This window comes from Delftia sp. UME58 (assembly GCF_014170385.1).
Lineage (GTDB): Bacteria > Pseudomonadota > Gammaproteobacteria > Burkholderiales > Burkholderiaceae_C > Comamonas > Comamonas acidovorans.
Map to the genome: position 1 here is coordinate 1 of NZ_LZZV01000105.1, position 18,176 is coordinate 18,176.

An 18,176-nucleotide genomic window follows, 5' to 3' on the forward strand; every position below is an offset into this window, starting at 1 on the left:
CACGCAGACCAGCCAGGGCGTCCGGCAGTGCATCAGGCCGCTCAGGAAGCCGGCCAGCGGGCCGGGATAGTCGGGTTCGGCATCGGGCCAGACCGGCGCACCGTAGGCCGCGCCCAGTTGCGCATAGGCCTCGGCATGGCGATTGGCATTGATCAGCAGACGCCCCCCTGCCCCTGAACGACATCACGGGCTGCGTGCTGGCAGGCGGGCGCGGCATGCGCATGGGCGGCATCGACAAGGGGCTGCAGCCCTTTCTGGGTCAGCCGCTGGCAGCCCATGCGCTGGACCGCCTGGCTCCCCAGGTCGGGCATCTGCTGATCAATGCCAATCGCCATGCCGAGGCCTATGCGCAACTGGGCGCGGCCTACGGTGCGCCGGTCTGGCCCGATGCCGAACCCGACTATCCCGGCCCGCTGGCCGGCTTCCTGAGCGGCCTGATGCACTGCCGGACGCCCTGGCTGGTCTGCGTGCCCTGCGATACGCCGCTGTTCCCGCTGGACCTTGTGGAGCGGCTTGTGCAGGCGGCGCTGTCGCAGCAGCCTGCGGCCGACATCGTCGTCGCCCATGGCTGGGAGCGCTCGCTTGACGCAGATCAATCCCTGCTGCGGGCCCAGCCCGTGTTCTGCCTGATGCGGTCATCGCTGCGTGATAGTCTGCAATCGTTCATACGTTCGGGCGGCCGCAAGATCGATGCATGGACGGGCCAGCACCGCTGCGCCACGGCCCTCTTCGACCGCGCGGGCGACAGCCCGCTGGCCTTTGCCAACGCCAACACGCAGCAGGAGCTGCAGGCGCTGGCGCGCGCCGCAGCCACCCCGTCGTAGTGCCCCGCGCCGCCGGCCCGCACGCCGCCTTGCCCAACCGGATTCCGTTCTGATGACCGCATCCTTCCAGCCCGCATCCCCCACCACCGCATCCCCCCAGGACCTGAGGGTCGATCAGGCCCTGTCACAGCTGGCCAGCCTGCTGCAGCCCCTGGGCCCGGTGGCAGAGGTGGAGACGCTGGCGCTGGCCGATGCACTGGACCGCGTGCTGGCCGAAGACATCGTCTCCCCCGTCGATGTGCCAGCGCATGACAACGCCGCCATGGATGGCTATGCCTTCGATGGCTGCCAGCTGCAGGCTGCTCACGCCGGTTCGCCCGCTGCACCGCTGGCGCTGCGCGTGGTCGGCCAGGCCCTGGCCGGCAAACCCTGGCACGGCACCGTGCAGGCCGGCGAGTGCATCAAGATCATGACCGGCGCCGTGTTGCCGAGCGGGCTGGACACGGTGGTCGCGCATGAACGCACCGTGTCCGCAGGCACTGACCACATCGGCATTACGGCAGGCAGCGTGCGTGCCGGGGACAACCGGCGCCTGCGCGGCGAGGACCTGAGCCTGGGCCGCGTGGCCCTGGCGGCGGGCCAGCGCCTGCATCCCGCGGCCCTGGGCCTGATCGCCAGCCTGGGCCAGCCCCAGGTGCGCGTGCGCAGGCGGCTGCGCGTGGCCTATTTCTCCACGGGCGATGAAATCCTGCACCCCGGCACGGCGCCGCGCGAGGGGGCGGTCTACGACAGCAACCGCTTCAGCCTCATCGGCCTGCTGCAGCGCATGGGCGTGCAGGTGCTGGACCTGGGCGTGGTGGCCGATGAGCCCGAGGCCCTGCAGGAGCGCCTGCGCGAAGCCGCCTCCCTGGCCGACGTGGTGCTGACCAGCGGCGGCATCAGCGCAGGCGAGGCCGACCATACGCGCGCCATGCTGCAGCGCATGGGCTGCGTTCATTTCTGGCGCCTGGCCATGCGGCCGGGCCGGCCGCTGGCCGTGGGCCTGCTGCAGTCCGATGCGGGCACGCCATTTGCCGCGAGCCGGCCACCGGCACGCACCACGGTGCTGATCGGACTGCCCGGCAATCCCGTGGCTGCCATGGTGAGTTTTCTGGTCTTTGTGCGCCCGGCGCTGCTGCAGCTCATGGGAGCCGCCCGTGACGGTGAACCGGCCGCCCTGCCCCAGGCTGTGGCTGCGCAGGCCCTGTCCAAGCGGCCGGGCCGCACCGAGTACCAGCGCGGCATTCTGTCCATGGGCGCCGATGGTCGCTGCAGAGTGCGCACCACGGGGCCACAGGGCTCGGGCGTACTCAGTTCCATGGCCGAGGCCGACTGCCTCATCGTGCTCGAACATGAGCGCGGTGCCGTGCAAGCCGGCGAAACCGTGTCCATCCTGCCGCTGCAGGCCTTTCCCTGACAGGAGATTGCACATGCCCTTCCAGTCCAAGCACCTGACCGACGCCCCCGATCGCAGCACCGTCGACACGCTGCCCGGCGCTACCTTGCTGGAGTTCGGAACCGCCTGGTGCGGCCACTGCCAGGGCGCGCAACCGCTGATTGCCCAGGCGCTGGATGCCGCCCCGCAGGTGGCCCACATCAAGGTGGAAGACGGCCCCGGCCGGGCCCTGGGCCGCAGCTACCGCGTCAAGCTCTGGCCCACCCTGATCTTTTTGCGTGACGGGCAGGAGGTGGAAAGGCTGGTGCGGCCACAGCAGGCCCGCGAGATCGAGGACGCGCTGGCCCGCATCACCGCCCGGCACTGACGCTTGCGGCGCGGCCGCTGCCTGTGTATCGCCGACAATGGCCCGCATGCCGCCTCAAAAGAAGCCAACCGAATCCACGCCCAAGAAGCCCCGCCGCAACAGCGGCCGCCCGCTGGCCGACGATGCCGTGGGACGGGACATCATCCTGCAGACCACGGTCAACCTGCTCAAGACCCGCACGCCGGAGCAGCTGAGCATTCTGGAAATCGCGGCGGCAGCCGGTGTCACGCGCGCCCTGGTGCGCTACTACTTCAGCAGCCTCAAGGGCTTGCTGCAGGAGGTGACGGAGTCCCTGATGCGCGAGTTGCAAAACCGCATGGAAGTGGCGCTCAGGACGCAGGGCACGGTGGAAGAGCGTGTCTACCAGCGCCTGCTGCTGCGGCTGGACTTCATGCGCGAGCACCCGCAGTTCGAGCGGCTGGCGCTCTCCGAGATCTACCACTACGAAAGCGAAGAAGAGCCGCCGCCCTCGGGCACGCCGCTGCAGCGCATCACGCGGCGCGGGCTGGAGCTGACCTCGACCATGCTGATGGACGGAGCGCAGGCCAGCCACCCGGCACAGGTGGACCCGCGCTTCATCCACCTGGCCATCCTCAGCATTTCGGCCTTCCTGCCCACGGCACGGCCGCTGCTGGCCGAGCTGTTCGGTGAGGGACCCGAGGCAGACCAGCAGATCGAGCGCTACCTGCGCTTCATGTCCCATCTGCTGGCCGAGCGCATCAGGCAGGATGCGCCGGCGCAAGACCACCCTCCGTCCCCGGGCCACCACCCGGGATGACTTGCGCCGGCGCCCGCTGCTTCCTCCCTCCTTTCGTTCAGCGCCTGTTCAATCTAGTCCGGCTGTATGCCCAGCTCCTTTACCAGCCGCCCGAAGCGCTCGAAATCGCCGGCATTGGTCTTGCCCAGGCGCTGGGGCGGGCCGCCCACAGGGACGGTTCCCAGCGTGGCCATGCGCGCCACCACGTCGGGCATCCTGAGGATCTCGTTGAGGTGCGTATTCAGGAGCCTGACCACCTCGGCGGGCATGTTCCTGGGGCCGAACAGGCCGTACCAGGCGGTCAGCTCCACGTCCTTGTAGCCCAGCTCGGCCAGCGTGGGCACGTCGGGCGCCAGCGGTGAGCGCTGGGCGTCGGCCACGGCCAGCGCCACCAGCTTGCCGCCGGGCAGGTAGGGAGCGATGGAGCCCAGCGTGCTGTAGGTGAAGGGCACATGGCCGCCCACCACATCGGTGACGGCCGGGGCCACGCCCTTGTAGGGTATGGCCTCGAAGCGGGCGCCCGTGGCGCGCCGGACCATCTCGCCGAGGAAGTGCATGGGCGAGCCGTTGCCCGGCGTGGCATAGCCCAGCGAGCGGCCTTGGCTGGAGGAGATGGCCTCCTTGAAGCTGCGCACGCCCGCACCGGGCCCGGCGACGAGGAACAGCGAAGTGGAGCCGACCTCGATCACGGGCGTGAAGCCATTGAGCACGTCGTAGCCGTGGCCCGCGCCCAGCTTGAGCACCAGTTGGGCCATGGCAAAGGTATTGGGCGCCAGCAGCAGCGTGTAGCCATCGGCCGGTGCCTTGGCCACGAAACTGCTGCCTATGGTGCCGCTGGCGCCCGCGCGGTTGTCCACGAGCACGGACTGGCCGATGCGGGCCGACAGCTTCTCGCCCAGCAGCCGCGCCAGCGCGTCGGTATCGCCGCCAGCGGGGTAGGCCACGACGATGGTGACCGGCTTGTGGGGGTAGATCTGCGTCTGGGCCTGCGCCGGCCCGGCGAGCAGCGCCAGGGCCATGGCCGCGCCCAGGGCGAGCGTTCTGCGTTTCGCTTTCATGGAGAGGCTTTCATCGTGGTTTTTTCATTGTCAGCAAAGGTCGTTGCCGGGCTCACGCCTGGCGTATCGCCACGCGGTGCATCCGCCGCGCTGCGGGGTGGTAGTCATTGACCGCGTAGTGCTGCGTGGCCAGGTTGTCCCAGATGGCCACCGAGCCCTTGCGCCAGCGAAAGCGCACCTGCCATTCAGGCACCTTGGCCAGCCCGCTGAGCATGGCGATCAGGGCCGCGCTCTCGTCGCTGGTCACGCCTTCTATGTGCGTGGTGTAGAGCGAGTTCACAAAGGCCACGGGCAGCCCGGTGACCGGGTGCTCCAGGACCACGGGCTGCTCCAGCGGCGGATGCTTGAGGCGGGTGGCGCGATAGGCCTCGCCAGACGGATCTCGGCGCATCAGGCTTTGCCTGAGCGCTGGCGCCTCCCAGTTGTGGGTGGCGCGCAGCTTGCGCAGATAGGCCTGCAGCTCGGGCGCCAGCGAGGCGAAGGCCGTGGTCATGCTGGCCCACATGGTGTCGCCGCCCGTGGGCGGCACGTCCACGGCGTAGAGGCAGGCACCGGCGGGCGGCCTGGTCTGCCAGGTCAGGTCGGCATGCCAGATGTCGGTGCCGGTGCGCGTGCCCTGGCTGATCAGCAGCTCGACATGGGGATCGTCCGGGTGCGAGGGAAAGGTGGAGGACACGGGCTCGACCTTGCCGAACACCTGGGCCACGCGCACCTGCTGCGCGGGGCTCAGCGTCTGGTCGCGGAAGAAGATGACCTGGCGCTCGGCCAGCAGCCGGCGCAGCGCGTCCGCATGATCGCGTACTTGCGCCGGGTCCGAGAGAGCTATGCCGTGGATTTCCGATCCTATGCTCGGGGTGATGTGTTCGACTTGCATGAAATTCCTTTGCTGAAAAAACAGGGGAGGGGTGGGTGATCAGGCGGACGCGATGTCCTGCGGCAGCGGCATGGAGCGGAACCGGCGGCCGGTGGCATGGAACAGGGCCGTGGCCACGGCAGGCGCCGTGGGGCCCAGGGCCACTTCGCCGCAGCCCTGGGGCGGCCGGTCGCTTTCGACCAGGACCACCTCCACGCGGGGCATTTCGGCCAGTTGCAGCAGCGGGTAGTCGTGGAAATTGCTTTGCTGCACCACGCCCTTGTCAAAGCCCAGCCGGCTCTTGAAGGTGTTGGTCAGCGCAAAGCCGATGCCGCCTTCGACATTGGCCTTGACCAGTCCCGGGTTGACCACGCGGCCCGCGTCGATGGCGCAGATGGCGCGCTCCAGCCGCACGCGGCCTTCCACAACACGCAATTCCATGACCAGTGCGACGAAGGTCTGGAAGCTCTCGCCCCGCCCCGTGTAGACGTTGAAGGACATGGCGCGGTGCAGGCCTGCCGGCGCGGGCTGCTCCCAGCGCGCGGCCTGCGCCGCCGCATCCAGCACGCCCAGCGCCAGCGGCTGGCCGGCCAGCAGGCGGCGCCGGTACTGGTAGTCGTCCACGCCTGCGGTGTGGGCCAGCTCGCTGATGAAGCTTTCCAGGAAGAACACGCTGGACGTGGTGCCCACGCTGCGCAGATAGCTCAGCGGTATGGGCTGCTGCACGTCCACGGCATCCACCAGCAGGTTGGGCACGCCGTAGATCAGGTCGTAGATGGACTCGACCATGGTCTCGTCCCAGCCGCCTGCATCGGCCATCTTCTTGGGGTTGATGGCCCCGTACAGCGACTGGCCCGAGATGCGCGCATGCAGCGCGGCCGGCATGCCGTCGGCGCCCAGCACGGCACTCAGCCGCCCCGAGGCACCGGGCCGGTAGTAGGAATGCCGTATGTCGTCCTCGCGCGAGCGGATGACCTTGACGGGCCGGCCCACGGCCTTGGATGCCGCTGCCGCATGCAAGGCGAAGTCGGGCATGTACTTGCGCCCGAAGCTGCCTCCGAGGAAGGTGGTGTGCACGATGACCTTGTCCGCAGGCACCCCGCAGGCCTTGCCCAGTTCGCCACGCAGGAAGTCCTGGCCCTGGTAGGGCCCCCAGGTCTCGACCTCGCCGTCGCGCACATGGACAGTGGCGGCCAGCGGCTCCATGGTGGCGTGCGTGATGTAGGGCGAGTGGTAGTCGGCCGTGATCGGCTTGCCCGCCGCCAGCATTTCGCGCGGCTTGCCCAGGCTGCGGGCAACGACGGCCTTGTCGTTCGACAAGCCTGCGACGAACTGCGCATGGATGCGCTCGCTGTGCACGCCGGCCGCCGCGCCGGCGTCGAATTCGATGTCCAGCGCGTCGGCGGCCTGCTTGGCGATCCAGTATGAATCGGCCACCACGACCACGGTGCTGGGCGCGGGGTCGGGCCACTGCGTGGTGCGCACGACGGCATGCACGCCGGGGCGCGCGCGCACCTCTGCCTCGTTGCGGATGCGCACGATGCGCCCCGTCACGCTGGGCGCCATGCGCACGGCGCCGATCAGCATGCCGGGCACCTCGACGTCAATGCCGAAGACCGCACTGCCATCGACCTTGGCCGGGGTGTCCACCCGCCGCAGGTTGCGGCCGATCAGGCCCTGCTCGGAAGCCGACTTCATGCGCGGGCGCGCGGCGATGGACAGCCTGGAGGCCTCGGCCACGATCTCGCCGTAGCCCACGCTGCGGCCCGTCGCGGAGTGCAGCACGCGGCCGGCGCGCGTGCTGCACTGGGATGGCCGCACGCCCAGCCGGGCCGCGCCGGCACGCAGCAGCACATCACGGGCCTGGGCACCGGCCAGGCGCATGCGCTCGTAGAAATAGTTCATCGACATCGACGCGCCCACGAACTGCTGGAACGGCATCTCGCCCGCATCGTTGCGATAGGCGTCGCGCCCCGTGACGAAGCGCACGGTCACGCTGGCCCAGTCGGCATCGAGCTCGTCGGCCAGCACCTGGGGCAGGCCCGTGTAGATGCCCTGGCCCACCTCGCACTGCGACACGCCGATCACCACCTGGCCCGAAGGCTCGATCCAGAGCCAGTCGCCGATGGAAGAGGCCGTTGCTGCCGCTGCACCGGCCCCCGCTGGCGCGGCCTGCGCCAGCGGAACCAGCAGGCTGCCGGCAGCAGGGGCCACCAGCAGCGCGGCAGCGCCCTGGAGCAGATGCCTGCGCCGCAGCGAGATGGCAGAGCCGGCCGTGCGGCCCCGTTCATTGCTTGGACGCTGCGGCATGGATGGCCTCCCGGATGCGGTGGTAGGTGGCGCAGCGGCACAGATTGGTCATGGCCTCGTCGATCTGCGCATCGGTGGGCTGTGGATGGGTCTTGAGCAGCGCGGCAGCGGCCATGACCATGCCGGACTGGCAGTAGCCGCACTGCGGCACGTCCTTGTCCATCCAGGCCTTCTGGATGGGATGGGAACGGTTGCTGGACAGCCCTTCGATGGTCGTGACCGCCTTGCCGCCCACCGTCGAGACGGGCAGCACGCAGGAGCGCATCGGCTCGCCATCGACATGGACCGTGCAGGCCCCGCACATGCTGATGCCGCAGCCGAACTTGGTGCCGGGCAGCTTGAAGTGATCGCGCAGCACCCACAGCAACGGGGTCTGCCCGTCGCCGTCAAAGGCCACGCTTCGGGAATTGAGGGTGAATTTCATCGTGGGGTCTCCAATGCGCCCGCGTTGCCGGGGCTGCATGTCTCATGCCTCTCAGAACGAGTGGTGTATGCCTGCCGCAATCACGGTCTGCGTGCGCCCGCTGGCAACGCCCACGGAATTCATCGCCGCCACGCCATCCGAGGCGCGCTGGTGCGTGACCGAGGCATGCAGCTGCGTGCGTTTGGAGAAGGCGTAGCGCGCGCCCAGGTGGACCTGGTTCCACTTCGTCTGCTCGAAGCGGCTGAAGGAGTAGCCCGTGTTGATGGTCACGGCCTGGCTGGTCTGCCAGGCCAGGCCCAGGTCGAGCGCACTCATGTTGCTGGAGGCCCCGCCGTACTTGAGCGTGGAACGCGTCAGCAGCGCGTTGAGCCGGACCGGAAGCGCATCGAGCTGGTGACCGCCGCCGATGCCCAGCACCTGGAAGGTATCGAGCACCAGGGGCCGGCCCGCCACCAGGTCCTGGCCCAGCGCGTTCGCCAGACCCGTGCGCCCGGCGATATCGAAGGCACGTCCACGCGCATCGGTATAGGCCACGGCCAGATTGAGCTTGGCACTGGAATAGCTGCCCATGACGCTGTAGGTGCGGTTGGCCTGCGAGCGGCCCGGCACCTCGCCAAAGCCGTACTGCGCGCCGAACTGCATGCCGCCCATGCCGGGCGTCAGGTAGACCACGGAGTTGTCCACCGGAAACTGGCTGGACAGGCCGTCCAGGTTGCCGGGGTGGTAGAGATAGAAGTTGTAGAGCTGGTAGCCGTTGCCCCACTGGCTCAGCGTGCCGGCCGTGAAATCGACCTGGCGACCCAGCCGCACCGAGCCCATCGACGCGCTGTCCAGACCCACCCAGGAAGCCCGGTTGAAGTAGCTGGTCGGCGAGATCGGCGAGCCGATGTCCGTGAGGAATCCGTTCTCCAGCTGGAACGAGGCCTTCATGCCACCGCCCAGATCCTCCGATCCGCGCAGACCCCAGAGGTCAGGCTGGGAAATGGCCGAATCCATGCGCGTCAGCCGGCTCCCGCGCACATCGCTGATCCAGGGCATGGTCAGGTCCATGCTGCCGTACAGCGTCACCGAACTCTGGGCCAGCGCCGCTCCCGCGCCGCCCAGCATCGCCAATGCGGCAATGGCTTTGTATTTCATCGCAAGGCTCTTTCATCGTGAGATGGGTAAAAAATTCCACAAGTGGCAATTTTTAACACCACGCCACGGAAGATGCCTGGCAGGGCGCGAACTAATTTCCACTTATGGAAATATTAGCTGCGCCGACCGAATCCTGGTTCTGGGGTTTTCATCTACCGCGTTGGAGGTAGGTCTCGGGACGTGGAAACAAGGGACGGGCATTGCACCCGCCCTCGCACCAGGCGCTCAGCGCCCCAGTGCCTGGTCCACGCCCTTGTTGGCCAGGGCGTCTGCCCGCTCGTTGCCAGGGTCGCCTGCATGGCCCTTGACCCAGCGCCAGTCGATGCGGTGGCCGCCGCCCTGGACCAGGGCGTCCAGCCGCTGCCACAGCTCGACGTTCTTGACCGGCTCCTTGGAGGCCGTCTTCCAGCCCTTGGCCTTCCAGCCATGGATCCATTCGGTGATGCCCTTGAGCACGTACTGGCTGTCGATGTAGAGCACCACATCGCAGGGCCGCCTGAGCGCGGACAGCGCCTCGATCACGGCCATCATCTCCATGCGGTTGTTGGTGGTGTTCAGCTCGCCGCCGAACAGCTCTTTCCTGGCGCTGCCGGCCTCCAGCACCACGCCCCAGCCGCCGGGACCCGGATTGCCCTTGCAGGCGCCGTCCGTGTAGATAACAACTTGATTCAAAAAATTTCCTTGGGTTGAATGGCCCGGCCTTCAGGCCGGTTGGAATGCGGATCGCTGCCCTGCACCGCCTGCGCCGGCATGCGGTGGGCCACAGGCACGGAGGCGCCCGACACGGCTGCGCGGCCACGCCAGGCAGGCTCCAGCATGCGTGCACCCGGCACGCGCTTGACGGCCACCACGCAGTACACGCCGCCCAGCATGGGCCAGCCCAGCCGCCCCACGCGGTCCATGAACTGCCAGCGCCGCAGCCAGCGATCCGTCTGCACGGCAGGACGATAGCAGCCGAACTGCACGGCCTCGATCTCGAAGGCCAGCAATCGCAGCCAGTCGCGCAGCCGCCAGTAGCCCACGCCCCAGCCCACATCGGGCAGATACACGCCGCGCTCGGCACGGCGCTGCACGCCCAGCAGACTGGCGGGGTTGAGCCCGCACACGACGATACGGCCCTCGGGCATCAGCACCCTGGCCGCCTCGCGCAACACGGCATGCGGGTCCGGCGAGGTCTCCAGCGTATGGGGCATCACGACCAGGTCGAGGCTGGCCTCGGGAAATGGCAGCGCGGCCGGATCGGCCAGCAGCGCCACGGGAACCTCCAGCGGCGGCACGCCCTCGGCTGGCACCGCATCCTGCATGGAATCCAGGGCCAGCCAGCGGTGCGGCATGCGATTGGCGCGCAGCCCCTGGAGCATGGGCATGCCCAACTGCAGGCTGTGATAGCCGAAAATATCGGCCACCGCCTCGTCGCAGCGCTGCTGCTCCCATTCCAGCAGGTAGTGGCCGAGGGCAGATTGCGTCCAGTGATGCGTCCCTATAATTTTGCTGCTCATGAACCTGTTGCCCATCCCCGCTTTTTCCGACAACTACATCTGGCTGCTGTACGACGCAGGGCGGGCCCTGGTCGTCGATCCCGGCGATGCAGCGCCCGTGCTGGCCAGCCTGCGCCAGCTGGACTTGCAGTTGCAGGGCATTTTAGTCACCCACCACCATGCCGATCATGTCGGCGGCGTGGCGCAGCTGCGCCAGGCCACGGGCGCCCAGGTCTGGGGCCCCGCCTACGAGCAGTTGCCCGAACCCGTGCAGCGCGTGCAGGGTGGCGATACCGTGCAGGCCCTGGGCGGCCCCTGGCAGGTCATTGACGTGCCCGGCCATACCAGCGGCCACATCGCCTTCTACAGCACGGCGGCGCAGGCGCAGCCCGTGCTGTTCTGCGGCGATACGCTGTTTTCAGGGGGATGCGGGCGCCTGTTCGAAGGCACGCCGCAGCAGATGCAGCAATCGCTGGACGATCTGGCCGCGCTGCCGGACAACACCCTGGTCTGCTGCGCACATGAGTACACAATGTCCAACCTGCGCTTTGCGCAGGCCGTGGAACCAAACAACCAGGCCCTGGCTCACTACCAGAGGCATTGTCAGGCGTTGCGCGAGGCCGGCCGGCCCACGCTGCCTTCCCTGATGGAGACCGAGCGCTCCGTCAATCCCTTTCTTAGAACGCGCGAATCCGCAGTGGCCGCCGCCGCCGCAGGCTTCGACGCACAGGTAAGACAGCAGGACCCCGCCAGCGTGCTGGCCGGCCTGCGCCAATGGAAAAACGTCTTCTGATGAAACTGCTACACACCCTGCTGCTGGGCAGCCTGCTGGTTCTTGCGGGCTGCGCCACCACCAGCAGCCCGGACCTGGCCGGCACGGCCCCTGCCCCCAGCACCGCACCACACTCCCCGATGTATCCCAACGGACCGCTGAGCCCGCTGGGCACAGGCAGCGCCGGCAACGGCGGCGTGGCCTCGCTGGAGACCACGGGCGATCTGTGGGTACGTATTCGCCAGGGCTTCGCCATGCCCGATCTGGACCAGGATCTGGTCAAGGACCGCGAGCAGTGGTATGCCAGCCGGCCCGACTACATACAGCGCATGACCGAGCGCTCCAGCAAGTACCTGTTCCACATCGTCGAGGAGCTGGAGCGGCGCAACATGCCCACCGAGCTGGCGCTGCTGCCCTACATCGAGAGCGCCTTCAACCCGCAGGCCGTCTCCACCGCCAAGGCGGCAGGCATGTGGCAGTTCATGCCGGCCACCGGCACCTATTTCGACCTCAAGCAGAACGCATTCCGCGATGACCGCCGCGATGTGCTGGCCTCCACGCGTGCCGCGCTGGACTACCTGCAAAAGCTCCATGACATGTTCGGCGACTGGCACCTGGCCCTGGCCGCCTACAACTGGGGCGAAGGCAGCGTGGGCCGCGCCATCAAGCGCAACGAGAAGCTGGGCCTGCCCACGGGCTATACCGACCTGCAGATGCCGGCCGAGACCCGCATGTACGTGCCCAAGCTGCAGGCCGTCAAGAACATCGTGGCCAACCCCGATGCGTTCAACACCGAGCTGCCGCTGATCGAGAACCACCCCTACTTCCAGACCGTCACCATCACCCGCGACATCGACGTGGAGCTGGTGGCCAAGCTGGCCGATGTATCGACCGATGACTTCAAGGCGCTGAATCCCAGCTTCCGCAAGCCGGTGATCTTTGCGGCCGGCACGCCGGAAATCCTGCTGCCCTGGGACAACGCCAAGGTGTTCCGACGCAACATGCAGGCCTTCGACGAAGGCCAGTACGCGAGCTGGACCGTGTGGACCGTGCCCTCCACCATCAGCGTGGCCGAGGCGGCCCAGCGCGTGGGCCTGGGCGAGTCCGACCTGCGCGCCCTCAACAACATCCCCCCGCGCATGCTGATCAAGGCCGGCTCCGCGCTCATGGTGCCGCGCGGCGCCAACGTGCGAGCCGACGTGGCAGGGCACGTGGCCGACAACGGCCAGATCAGCTTTGCCCCCGAGATCGTCACGCGCCGCACCACCATCAAGGCACGCAAGCGCGACACGCTGATCAGCGTGGCCAACCGCTACGGCGTCAGCGCGTCCAATCTGGCGGACTGGAATGACCTGAAATCCTCCGCCACCCTGCATGCCGGCCAATCACTGGTGGCCTACCTGCCGGTGCGCGCCAGCGGCGGCGGCAATGCCAGGGCAGCCAAGCCCACCGGGGCCGCGCGCAAGGTAGCCGTGCAGCCGCAAAACCGCAACGCCAAGGTGTCGGTCACCACGGCGCCACGTGGCGGCAAGCCATCCAAGGTGAAAAAGCGCTGAAGGCGCTGAAGGCGCGGAAGGAGCTAAAGGCACCGTCACTGCCCCACTCCAAAGAGCCCGCTTTCGCGGGCTCTTTTGCGTGCGGCCCGGGGCTCAGGTGTGGAAACGCTGGCGGGACTGCCGCACGAACTCGTTGGTGAACGAACGCTCCAGGTCGATACCGCTGCGCGCCAGCGCAGGGTTGAGACGGACCAGGGCACGCAGGGCCGTGGCAGGCCCGTCATCGGGCATCAGGCCATCCGGCGAGATGGTGGTGCGCATGTGCTCGAAGGCCGACAGATAGGCGCGCCGCGAGCCCAGCAGATAGGGTGCAGGCACGGCCCTGAGCACATCCATGGGCGCGGCGGTCTGCAGCCACTTGAGTGATCGGACCATGGCATTGCTCAGCGCCTGGGCCTTGGCCGGGTTCTTGCGCAAAAAGGCCTGGGTCGCGTACAGCGTGCCCGAGGGCATGGATCCGCCGTACAGCTGCGCGCTGCTGCGCAGGTCACGCAGGTCTCTGACGATGCGCACGGCACCCTTGTCCTCCAGCACGCTCATCAGCGGGTCCGCATGGCACAGCGCATGCACGCGCCCGGTGCGCAGCGCCTCCATGGCGTCGGGCCCCGAGCCCACACCCACCAGTTGCACCAGATCGGCCTCCAGCCCTTCGCCCAGCAACATCAGTTGCACGGCCCGGGCCGTGGATGCACCCAGCGAGGACACGCCCACGCGCCGCCCGCGCAGATCGGCCAGCGCCTGGTAGCGCGGCATCCAGCGCGAGGACACGCCCAGCGCAATCTGCGGCGCACGCCCCTGCACCACAAAGGCACGCAGCAGACTGCCGCGCTGCTGGGCGACAAGCGTGTGTTCATAGGCACCCGCGCACACATCGGCGGCGCCCGATTCCAGCGCCTGCAGCGACTGCGACCCGCCCGGATAGTCATCGATGCGCACGGTCAGGCCCTCGGCCTCGAAGTACCCCAGTTGCTGGGCAATCACCAGCGGCAGGTAATACAGCAGGCCCTGACCGCCCACGGAAATCGTCACCAGCTCGGCCGAACCGAGGGAAGGAAACGACCAAAGGGAACCCAGCCCCATGAGGCTCAGCAAGGTTCGGCGATCAAGCACGTGGGAAGACATGATGGTTATTTTGCTGCAGTGCAACACGATCATGCCCAGAGCCCGCATGCACAGCATCGGTGCTTGCCCGTATGTGAAACACCGTAGGCCTCAGGGCCGTCCTGCGCATGATGGACACGCGCCCGGCCCTCACGCAGGCCTCAGCGGTAGCCTGCGAAAAACAGCAGCAGATTCACCACCAGCGCCAGCGCCCAGGCCAGACTGCGCAGCGTGGCACGGTCCGTCACATAGAAGGCGATGTAGGCAATGCGCAACACAACAAAGGCCACGGCCAGGCCATCGACACGCGCGGACGGTGCGCCCAATTGCCAGGCAACCAGCAGGGCGCCAATGAAGAAAGGCAGGCACTCGAAGCTATTGGCCTGCGCCGCGTTGGCCCGTGCCTGGTAGCCGGTCTGCTGCGCCAGCCAGGCCCGGGGTTCGTGGTTGTCGAAACCGCGCTGCCCCGGCCGGTGCTTCATGCCGGGCGCCTTGGCGATGTAGGCGCAGGCCAGCGGCAGCAGGGCCGCCACCAGCAGGCACCAATGCGCTATGGAGAAGCCGCCGGGCGGCAGGATGACAGAGGTCGGCATACAGGCTCCTGATGAAAAGACAAGAAACGCCAGCCGCCTCGGCCACTACCGGCGGTCCACCAGCGCATGGGCGATCGTACCCAGGTCCACGTACTCGAGTTCGCTGCCTATGGGCACGCCGCGCGCCAGCCGCGTCACATGGATGCCGCGCGCCTTCAGGGCCTCGCTGATCGCATGGGCCGTGGCCTCGCCTTCCGCCGTGAAGCTGGTGGCCAGGATCACCTCCTGCACCTTGCCGTCGCCGGCACGCTCCAGCAGGGATGACAGGTTCAGATCGCGAGGACCTATGCCGTCGAGTGGCGACAGCCGCCCCATCAGCACGTAGTAATAGCCCTGGTAGGCACCCGTGCGCTCCATGGCCGCCATATCGGCGGGCGCCTCCACCACGCACAGCCGGGCCGCGTCACGCCCTTCATCCTGGCAGATGGAGCAGATGCGGCCTTCGGTGAAGGTATGGCAGCGCTCGCAGTGGGTGACCGACTCCACGGCCGTGGTCAGGGCACGGGCCAGTTGCCGCGCGCCGTCCTGGTCGCGCTGCAGCAGGTGGAAGGCCATGCGCTGCGCCGACTTGATGCCCACACCCGGGAGCCTGCGCAAGGCCTCGATCAGGCCATCGAGCGATTGCACGTCCGACATGGCAGCTTCCTTTCAATGGAGAAGGTTCTCAGAAAAAAAGCGATCTGCAGGGGCAGATCGCTCGATGGCCACTCCACACGAGTGGGCAGCTGGAGAAGCCGGCATGGCCTCTCCAGGCTGTTCGGCACAACCGCTGGGGCCTGCCTCAGAACGGGAACTTCATGCCGCCCGGCAGGCCGGGCATGCCGGCCGTGAGCTTGCCCATCTTCTCGTTGGAAGTCTCTTCGGCCTTGCGCACGGCGGCGTTGAAGGCGGCAGCCACCAGGTCTTCCAGCATGTCCTTGTCTTCGGCCAGCAGGCTGGGGTCGATGGTGATGCGCTTGACGTCGTGCTTGCAGGTCATGACCACCTTCACGAGGCCCGCGCCAGACTCGCCTTCCACCTCGATGTTGCCCAGTTCATCCTGGGCCTTCTTGAGGTTGTCCTGCATGGCCTGGGCTTGCTTCATCAGGCCGGCCAGTTGTCCTTTGTTGAACATGTGAGTTCCTTCTTCTGTAGGGTAAAAACGAAACGCTCTAGAGCGTGTCAGGGCTGAATGGATACGGGCTTGATACTGCCGGGCACGATTTTCGCGCCATGGCTGCGGATCAGGGTCTGCACCAGAGAATGATTCATCACGATGTCTTCTGCAATGCGCTGGCGCTCATGGCTGGCCACCGCATTGCGCCGCGCGGGGCTGTCCACCACGGCGCCCTGCTCGACATGCAGTTGCCGCGCCAGGCCAGCGGCCTCCAGCGCTGCACGCAGGCGCTCACGCGTGGCGGGCTGGGCCAGCGAGCTGCTTTCCACGCGCAGCGTCCATGCATCGCCATCGCGCGCCACCAGTTGCGACTGCAGCGCCAGCTGCCGCGCCAGCGCCGTGACGGCCTCGGCCTGCACCAGTTGCTGGACGGCAGCGTGCCAGACATCGCCCTCGGGCGTGCGCTCCACGGTCGGCGCGGGAGGCGCAGCGGGGGACTGGCGGCCACGTTCGGGAGCGAAGTCCTGCACATCGATCTGAGTGTCGATCTGCGGTTCGGCCTGCCGTGCCACGGCAGCGGCAGGCGGCTCCAGGGCCAGATCTCCGTCATCGCTCCAGCGGCCTTCGTCGGCCCAGCCTTCATCGGGCATCCCGGCCCAGGCACCCTCGTCCGGTGCATAGACATCCTGCGCCTGCGGCGCCTCATCGGCAGAAGAGTCTTCGTCTTCCTGCACATCGTCCAGGGGCTCTTGGGCGACACCGGCGGCCGGCTTCACCTCTGGAGCAGCGGAAGGCCTGGCCTCCTGGACAGGCGCAAGCACAGGTTCCGGCCGGGCAACTGCCGCCACGGCCACGGGCGCCTGAACAGGCGCTGCAGCCGCAACGGCTTGCACCACGGGAGCGACCACGGCGGGCGCAGCGGTCACGGGAGATGCGACAGGCGCGACAGGAGCAGGAGGCGCGACCGGGACGGGCATGGCCGCCTTGGCTGGGACAACGGGGGCCTCGGGCACAGCGAGAGCCTCAGGCACAGCGGGCTGTGCGGGCCGCGGCTGCGCCACGGGCGCGGGAGATTCAGGCTTCGCCGTGGAGGGGGTCAGCGCTGGAGTTTTTTTTTCAGCCGCGCCCAGGGCGGGCTCTGCAGATTGCGGCTTGAACGCCAGCAGCCGCAGCAGCGCCATGGTCAGCGCCGCGTACTCGTCGGGTGCCAGGCCCAGTTCGGCCCGGCCATGCAGGCAGATGCTGTAGAGCAGCTGGGTTTCGTCGCGCGGCATCAGCACCGCAAGGCGGGCGATCTCTGCGGCTTCTGGATCGCTGGCGTCGGCAGCCATCTGCGGCACGGCCTGTGCCACGGCCATGCGCTGCAGCACGGCACACATTTCCTCCAGCGTGGAGGCAGCGGACAGGCCATTGCGGCGCAGCGCGTCGGAGGTTTCCACCACCACCTGGCCATCGGCCTGGGCGAGTGCCTCGATCAGGCGGAACACATGGCTGCGGTCCACGCTGCCCAGCATCTGGCGTACCGTGGCCTCCTGCAGTTGTCCGCTGCCAAAGGCAATGGCCTGGTCAGTCAGCGACAGCGCATCGCGCATGGAGCCACGCGCGGCGCGCGACAGCAGGCGCAGGGCCTGGGGTTCGGAGGCCACGCCTTCCTGCCCCAGCACCTGGCCCAGATGCTCCAGCACGGTCTCGGGCGCCATGGGCCGCAGGTTGAACTGCAGGCAGCGGCTGAGCACGGTCACGGGCACCTTCTGCGGATCGGTGGTGGCCAGCACGAACTTCAGGTATTCGGGCGGCTCCTCCAGCGTCTTGAGCATGGCGTTGAAGGCCGTGTTCGTGAGCATGTGCACTTCGTCGATCATGAAGACCTTGAAGCGTCCCTGCACCGGCTTGTAGACAGCCTGCTCCAGCAGGCTCTGCACCTCGTCCACGCCACGGTTGGAAGCAGCGTCCAGCTCCGTGTAGTCGGGAAAGCGCCCGCTGTCGATTTCGATACAGGCCGCACAGACGCCGCAGGGCGTTGCCGTGATGCCGCCCTGGCCATCGGCGCCCTGGCAGTTGAGCGACTTGGCCAGAATGCGCGAGACCGTGGTCTTGCCCACGCCGCGCGTGCCGGTGAACAGATAGGCATGGTGCAGGCGCTGCTGCGTCAGGGCATTGGTGAGCGCCTGAACGACATGCTCCTGCCCCACCATTTCAGAGAAATTGCGGGGGCGGTATTTGCGGGCCAGCACAAGATAAGACATCCCGCGATTCTACGGGGCTGGGCGCCCTTGCCTGAGGCGACCCGGGTTTGGCCGGCCATGTCGTCCGGGCGGCCCGGTGTTTGCCCCTATAATCGAGAGTGACGGGCCTCCTCGCATGGGGAAGCGGCCAACCGGGTCAGGTGGGGAACCAAGCAGCCCTAACCGTGAAACCAGTGCCGAGGGCAAGGCTCGTCACCTTCATTGAACAGCAGGCCCTGCGGGCGCCTGC

18 protein-coding genes, 1 other RNA gene and 1 pseudogene are annotated in these 18,176 nt (G+C 67.9%); 7 read left to right on the plus strand and 13 right to left on the minus strand.

Annotated elements, in window-relative coordinates; genetic code table 11:
• Positions 1 to 165 (minus strand): annotated as a pseudogene (locus A9976_RS31595) (molybdenum cofactor guanylyltransferase MobA); the annotation flags it as partial.
• 2 nt (positions 166 to 167) lie between these two features.
• On the opposite strand from A9976_RS31595, the gene mobA reads away from it, so the two are divergent.
• Genes mobA through A9976_RS26870 form a run of 4 tightly spaced genes read left to right on the plus strand, consistent with a single transcriptional unit; the run spans position 168 to position 3,344 of the window.
• On the plus strand, positions 168 to 824 hold the full coding sequence (mobA, locus tag A9976_RS26855) for a molybdenum cofactor guanylyltransferase MobA (RefSeq protein WP_183021632.1): 657 nt from the start codon (positions 168 to 170) through the stop codon (positions 822 to 824).
• A 52-nt stretch (positions 825 to 876) separates the two neighbouring features.
• A complete protein-coding gene (glp, locus tag A9976_RS26860; protein WP_183021517.1) occupies positions 877 to 2,220 on the plus strand; it encodes a gephyrin-like molybdotransferase Glp in 1,344 nt (447 codons plus the stop codon).
• 13 nt (positions 2,221 to 2,233) lie between these two features.
• Positions 2,234 to 2,566 (plus strand): thioredoxin family protein, encoded by a 333-nt coding sequence (locus A9976_RS26865; protein ID WP_183021518.1) that lies wholly within the window; start codon positions 2,234 to 2,236, stop codon positions 2,564 to 2,566.
• Between the two features lie 46 nt (positions 2,567 to 2,612).
• A complete protein-coding gene (locus A9976_RS26870; protein ID WP_232245746.1) occupies positions 2,613 to 3,344 on the plus strand; it encodes a TetR/AcrR family transcriptional regulator in 732 nt (243 codons plus the stop codon).
• Between the two features lie 53 nt (positions 3,345 to 3,397).
• Here A9976_RS26870 and A9976_RS26875 read toward each other — a convergent pair whose 3' ends face one another.
• From A9976_RS26875 to A9976_RS26905, 7 genes are all read right to left on the minus strand, one after another.
• On the minus strand, positions 3,398 to 4,381 hold the full coding sequence (locus tag A9976_RS26875) for a tripartite tricarboxylate transporter substrate binding protein (protein WP_183021520.1): 984 nt from the start codon (positions 4,379 to 4,381) through the stop codon (positions 3,398 to 3,400).
• Between the two features lie 52 nt (positions 4,382 to 4,433).
• Positions 4,434 to 5,255, minus strand: a complete 822-nt coding sequence (locus tag A9976_RS26880; protein WP_183021521.1) for a TauD/TfdA family dioxygenase — start codon at positions 5,253 to 5,255, stop codon at positions 4,434 to 4,436.
• A 39-nt stretch (positions 5,256 to 5,294) separates the two neighbouring features.
• Positions 5,295 to 7,544 carry a xanthine dehydrogenase family protein molybdopterin-binding subunit gene (locus A9976_RS26885; protein WP_183021522.1) on the minus strand — a complete coding sequence of 750 codons (2,250 nt, stop codon included), beginning with the start codon at positions 7,542 to 7,544 and terminating at the stop codon, positions 5,295 to 5,297.
• On the minus strand, positions 7,522 to 7,968 hold the full coding sequence (locus A9976_RS26890) for a (2Fe-2S)-binding protein (protein WP_183021523.1): 447 nt from the start codon (positions 7,966 to 7,968) through the stop codon (positions 7,522 to 7,524). Before A9976_RS26890 ends, A9976_RS26885 begins: the two co-directional genes overlap by 23 nt.
• A 51-nt stretch (positions 7,969 to 8,019) precedes the next feature.
• The gene (locus A9976_RS26895) at positions 8,020 to 9,105 is read right to left on the minus strand and encodes a porin (RefSeq protein ID WP_183021524.1); all 1,086 of its coding nucleotides are present in this window, start codon (positions 9,103 to 9,105) and stop codon (positions 8,020 to 8,022) included.
• 225 nt (positions 9,106 to 9,330) lie between these two features.
• The gene (gene rnhA / locus A9976_RS26900; RefSeq protein ID WP_013801482.1) at positions 9,331 to 9,777 is read right to left on the minus strand and encodes a ribonuclease HI; all 447 of its coding nucleotides are present in this window, start codon (positions 9,775 to 9,777) and stop codon (positions 9,331 to 9,333) included.
• The gene (locus A9976_RS26905) at positions 9,774 to 10,604 is read right to left on the minus strand and encodes a class I SAM-dependent methyltransferase (protein WP_096913653.1); all 831 of its coding nucleotides are present in this window, start codon (positions 10,602 to 10,604) and stop codon (positions 9,774 to 9,776) included. Before A9976_RS26905 ends, rnhA begins: the two co-directional genes overlap by 4 nt.
• On the opposite strand from A9976_RS26905, the gene gloB reads away from it, so the two are divergent.
• Positions 10,603 to 11,376, plus strand: coding sequence for a hydroxyacylglutathione hydrolase (gloB, locus tag A9976_RS26910; RefSeq protein WP_183021525.1), 774 nt, complete (start codon positions 10,603 to 10,605; stop codon positions 11,374 to 11,376). The genes A9976_RS26905 and gloB overlap by 2 nt on opposite strands.
• Complete coding sequence (locus A9976_RS26915) at positions 11,376 to 12,911, plus strand: transglycosylase SLT domain-containing protein (protein ID WP_183021526.1); 1,536 nt, start codon at positions 11,376 to 11,378, stop codon at positions 12,909 to 12,911. Before gloB ends, A9976_RS26915 begins: the two co-directional genes overlap by 1 nt.
• A 93-nt stretch (positions 12,912 to 13,004) precedes the next feature.
• Here the strand turns inward: A9976_RS26915 and A9976_RS26920 are convergent, their stop codons facing one another.
• The 5 genes from A9976_RS26920 to dnaX form a co-directional block, all read right to left on the minus strand.
• Complete coding sequence (locus tag A9976_RS26920; protein WP_183021527.1) at positions 13,005 to 14,090, minus strand: ABC transporter substrate-binding protein; 1,086 nt, start codon at positions 14,088 to 14,090, stop codon at positions 13,005 to 13,007.
• Between the two features lie 83 nt (positions 14,091 to 14,173).
• Positions 14,174 to 14,605, minus strand: coding sequence for an MAPEG family protein (locus tag A9976_RS26925; RefSeq protein ID WP_012206699.1), 432 nt, complete (start codon positions 14,603 to 14,605; stop codon positions 14,174 to 14,176).
• Between the two features lie 45 nt (positions 14,606 to 14,650).
• Entirely contained in the window at positions 14,651 to 15,241 is a 591-nt protein-coding gene (gene recR / locus A9976_RS26930; protein WP_012206700.1) for a recombination mediator RecR, read from the minus strand.
• A 145-nt stretch (positions 15,242 to 15,386) separates the two neighbouring features.
• Positions 15,387 to 15,719 carry a YbaB/EbfC family nucleoid-associated protein gene (locus A9976_RS26935; protein ID WP_012206701.1) on the minus strand — a complete coding sequence of 111 codons (333 nt, stop codon included), beginning with the start codon at positions 15,717 to 15,719 and terminating at the stop codon, positions 15,387 to 15,389.
• Between the two features lie 47 nt (positions 15,720 to 15,766).
• Positions 15,767 to 17,947 carry a DNA polymerase III subunit gamma/tau gene (gene dnaX / locus A9976_RS26940; protein WP_183021528.1) on the minus strand — a complete coding sequence of 727 codons (2,181 nt, stop codon included), beginning with the start codon at positions 17,945 to 17,947 and terminating at the stop codon, positions 15,767 to 15,769.
• Positions 17,948 to 18,047: 100 nt separating this feature from the next.
• Between dnaX and ffs the strand changes: the two genes are divergently transcribed.
• Positions 18,048 to 18,144, plus strand: an RNA gene (gene ffs / locus A9976_RS26945) — signal recognition particle sRNA small type.
• The last annotated feature ends 32 nt before the right edge of the window (positions 18,145 to 18,176 follow it).

What these genes read in the sequence shown, in the direction of transcription:
- A9976_RS26925 (WP_012206699.1), bottom strand. Translation starts at nt 14,605, where the DNA reads ATGCCGACCTCTGTCATCCTGCCGCCCGGCGGCTTCTCCATAGCGCAT.
- A9976_RS26880 (WP_183021521.1), bottom strand. Translation starts at nt 5,255, where the DNA reads ATGCAAGTCGAACACATCACCCCGAGCATAGGATCGGAAATCCACGGC.
- dnaX (WP_183021528.1), bottom strand. Translation starts at nt 17,947, where the DNA reads ATGTCTTATCTTGTGCTGGCCCGCAAATACCGCCCCCGCAATTTCTCT.
- A9976_RS26915 (WP_183021526.1), top strand. Translation starts at nt 11,376, where the DNA reads ATGAAACTGCTACACACCCTGCTGCTGGGCAGCCTGCTGGTTCTTGCG.
- A9976_RS26870 (WP_232245746.1), top strand. Translation starts at nt 2,613, where the DNA reads ATGCCGCCTCAAAAGAAGCCAACCGAATCCACGCCCAAGAAGCCCCGC.
- A9976_RS26920 (WP_183021527.1), bottom strand. Translation starts at nt 14,090, where the DNA reads ATGCTGTGCATGCGGGCTCTGGGCATGATCGTGTTGCACTGCAGCAAA.
- A9976_RS26905 (WP_096913653.1), bottom strand. Translation starts at nt 10,604, where the DNA reads ATGAGCAGCAAAATTATAGGGACGCATCACTGGACGCAATCTGCCCTC.
- A9976_RS26865 (WP_183021518.1), top strand. Translation starts at nt 2,234, where the DNA reads ATGCCCTTCCAGTCCAAGCACCTGACCGACGCCCCCGATCGCAGCACC.
- A9976_RS26935 (WP_012206701.1), bottom strand. Translation starts at nt 15,719, where the DNA reads ATGTTCAACAAAGGACAACTGGCCGGCCTGATGAAGCAAGCCCAGGCC.
- A9976_RS26885 (WP_183021522.1), bottom strand. Translation starts at nt 7,544, where the DNA reads ATGCCGCAGCGTCCAAGCAATGAACGGGGCCGCACGGCCGGCTCTGCC.
- A9976_RS26895 (WP_183021524.1), bottom strand. Translation starts at nt 9,105, where the DNA reads ATGAAATACAAAGCCATTGCCGCATTGGCGATGCTGGGCGGCGCGGGA.
- A9976_RS26875 (WP_183021520.1), bottom strand. Translation starts at nt 4,381, where the DNA reads ATGAAAGCGAAACGCAGAACGCTCGCCCTGGGCGCGGCCATGGCCCTG.
- glp (WP_183021517.1), top strand. Translation starts at nt 877, where the DNA reads ATGACCGCATCCTTCCAGCCCGCATCCCCCACCACCGCATCCCCCCAG.
- gloB (WP_183021525.1), top strand. Translation starts at nt 10,603, where the DNA reads ATGAACCTGTTGCCCATCCCCGCTTTTTCCGACAACTACATCTGGCTG.
- recR (WP_012206700.1), bottom strand. Translation starts at nt 15,241, where the DNA reads ATGTCGGACGTGCAATCGCTCGATGGCCTGATCGAGGCCTTGCGCAGG.
- A9976_RS26890 (WP_183021523.1), bottom strand. Translation starts at nt 7,968, where the DNA reads ATGAAATTCACCCTCAATTCCCGAAGCGTGGCCTTTGACGGCGACGGG.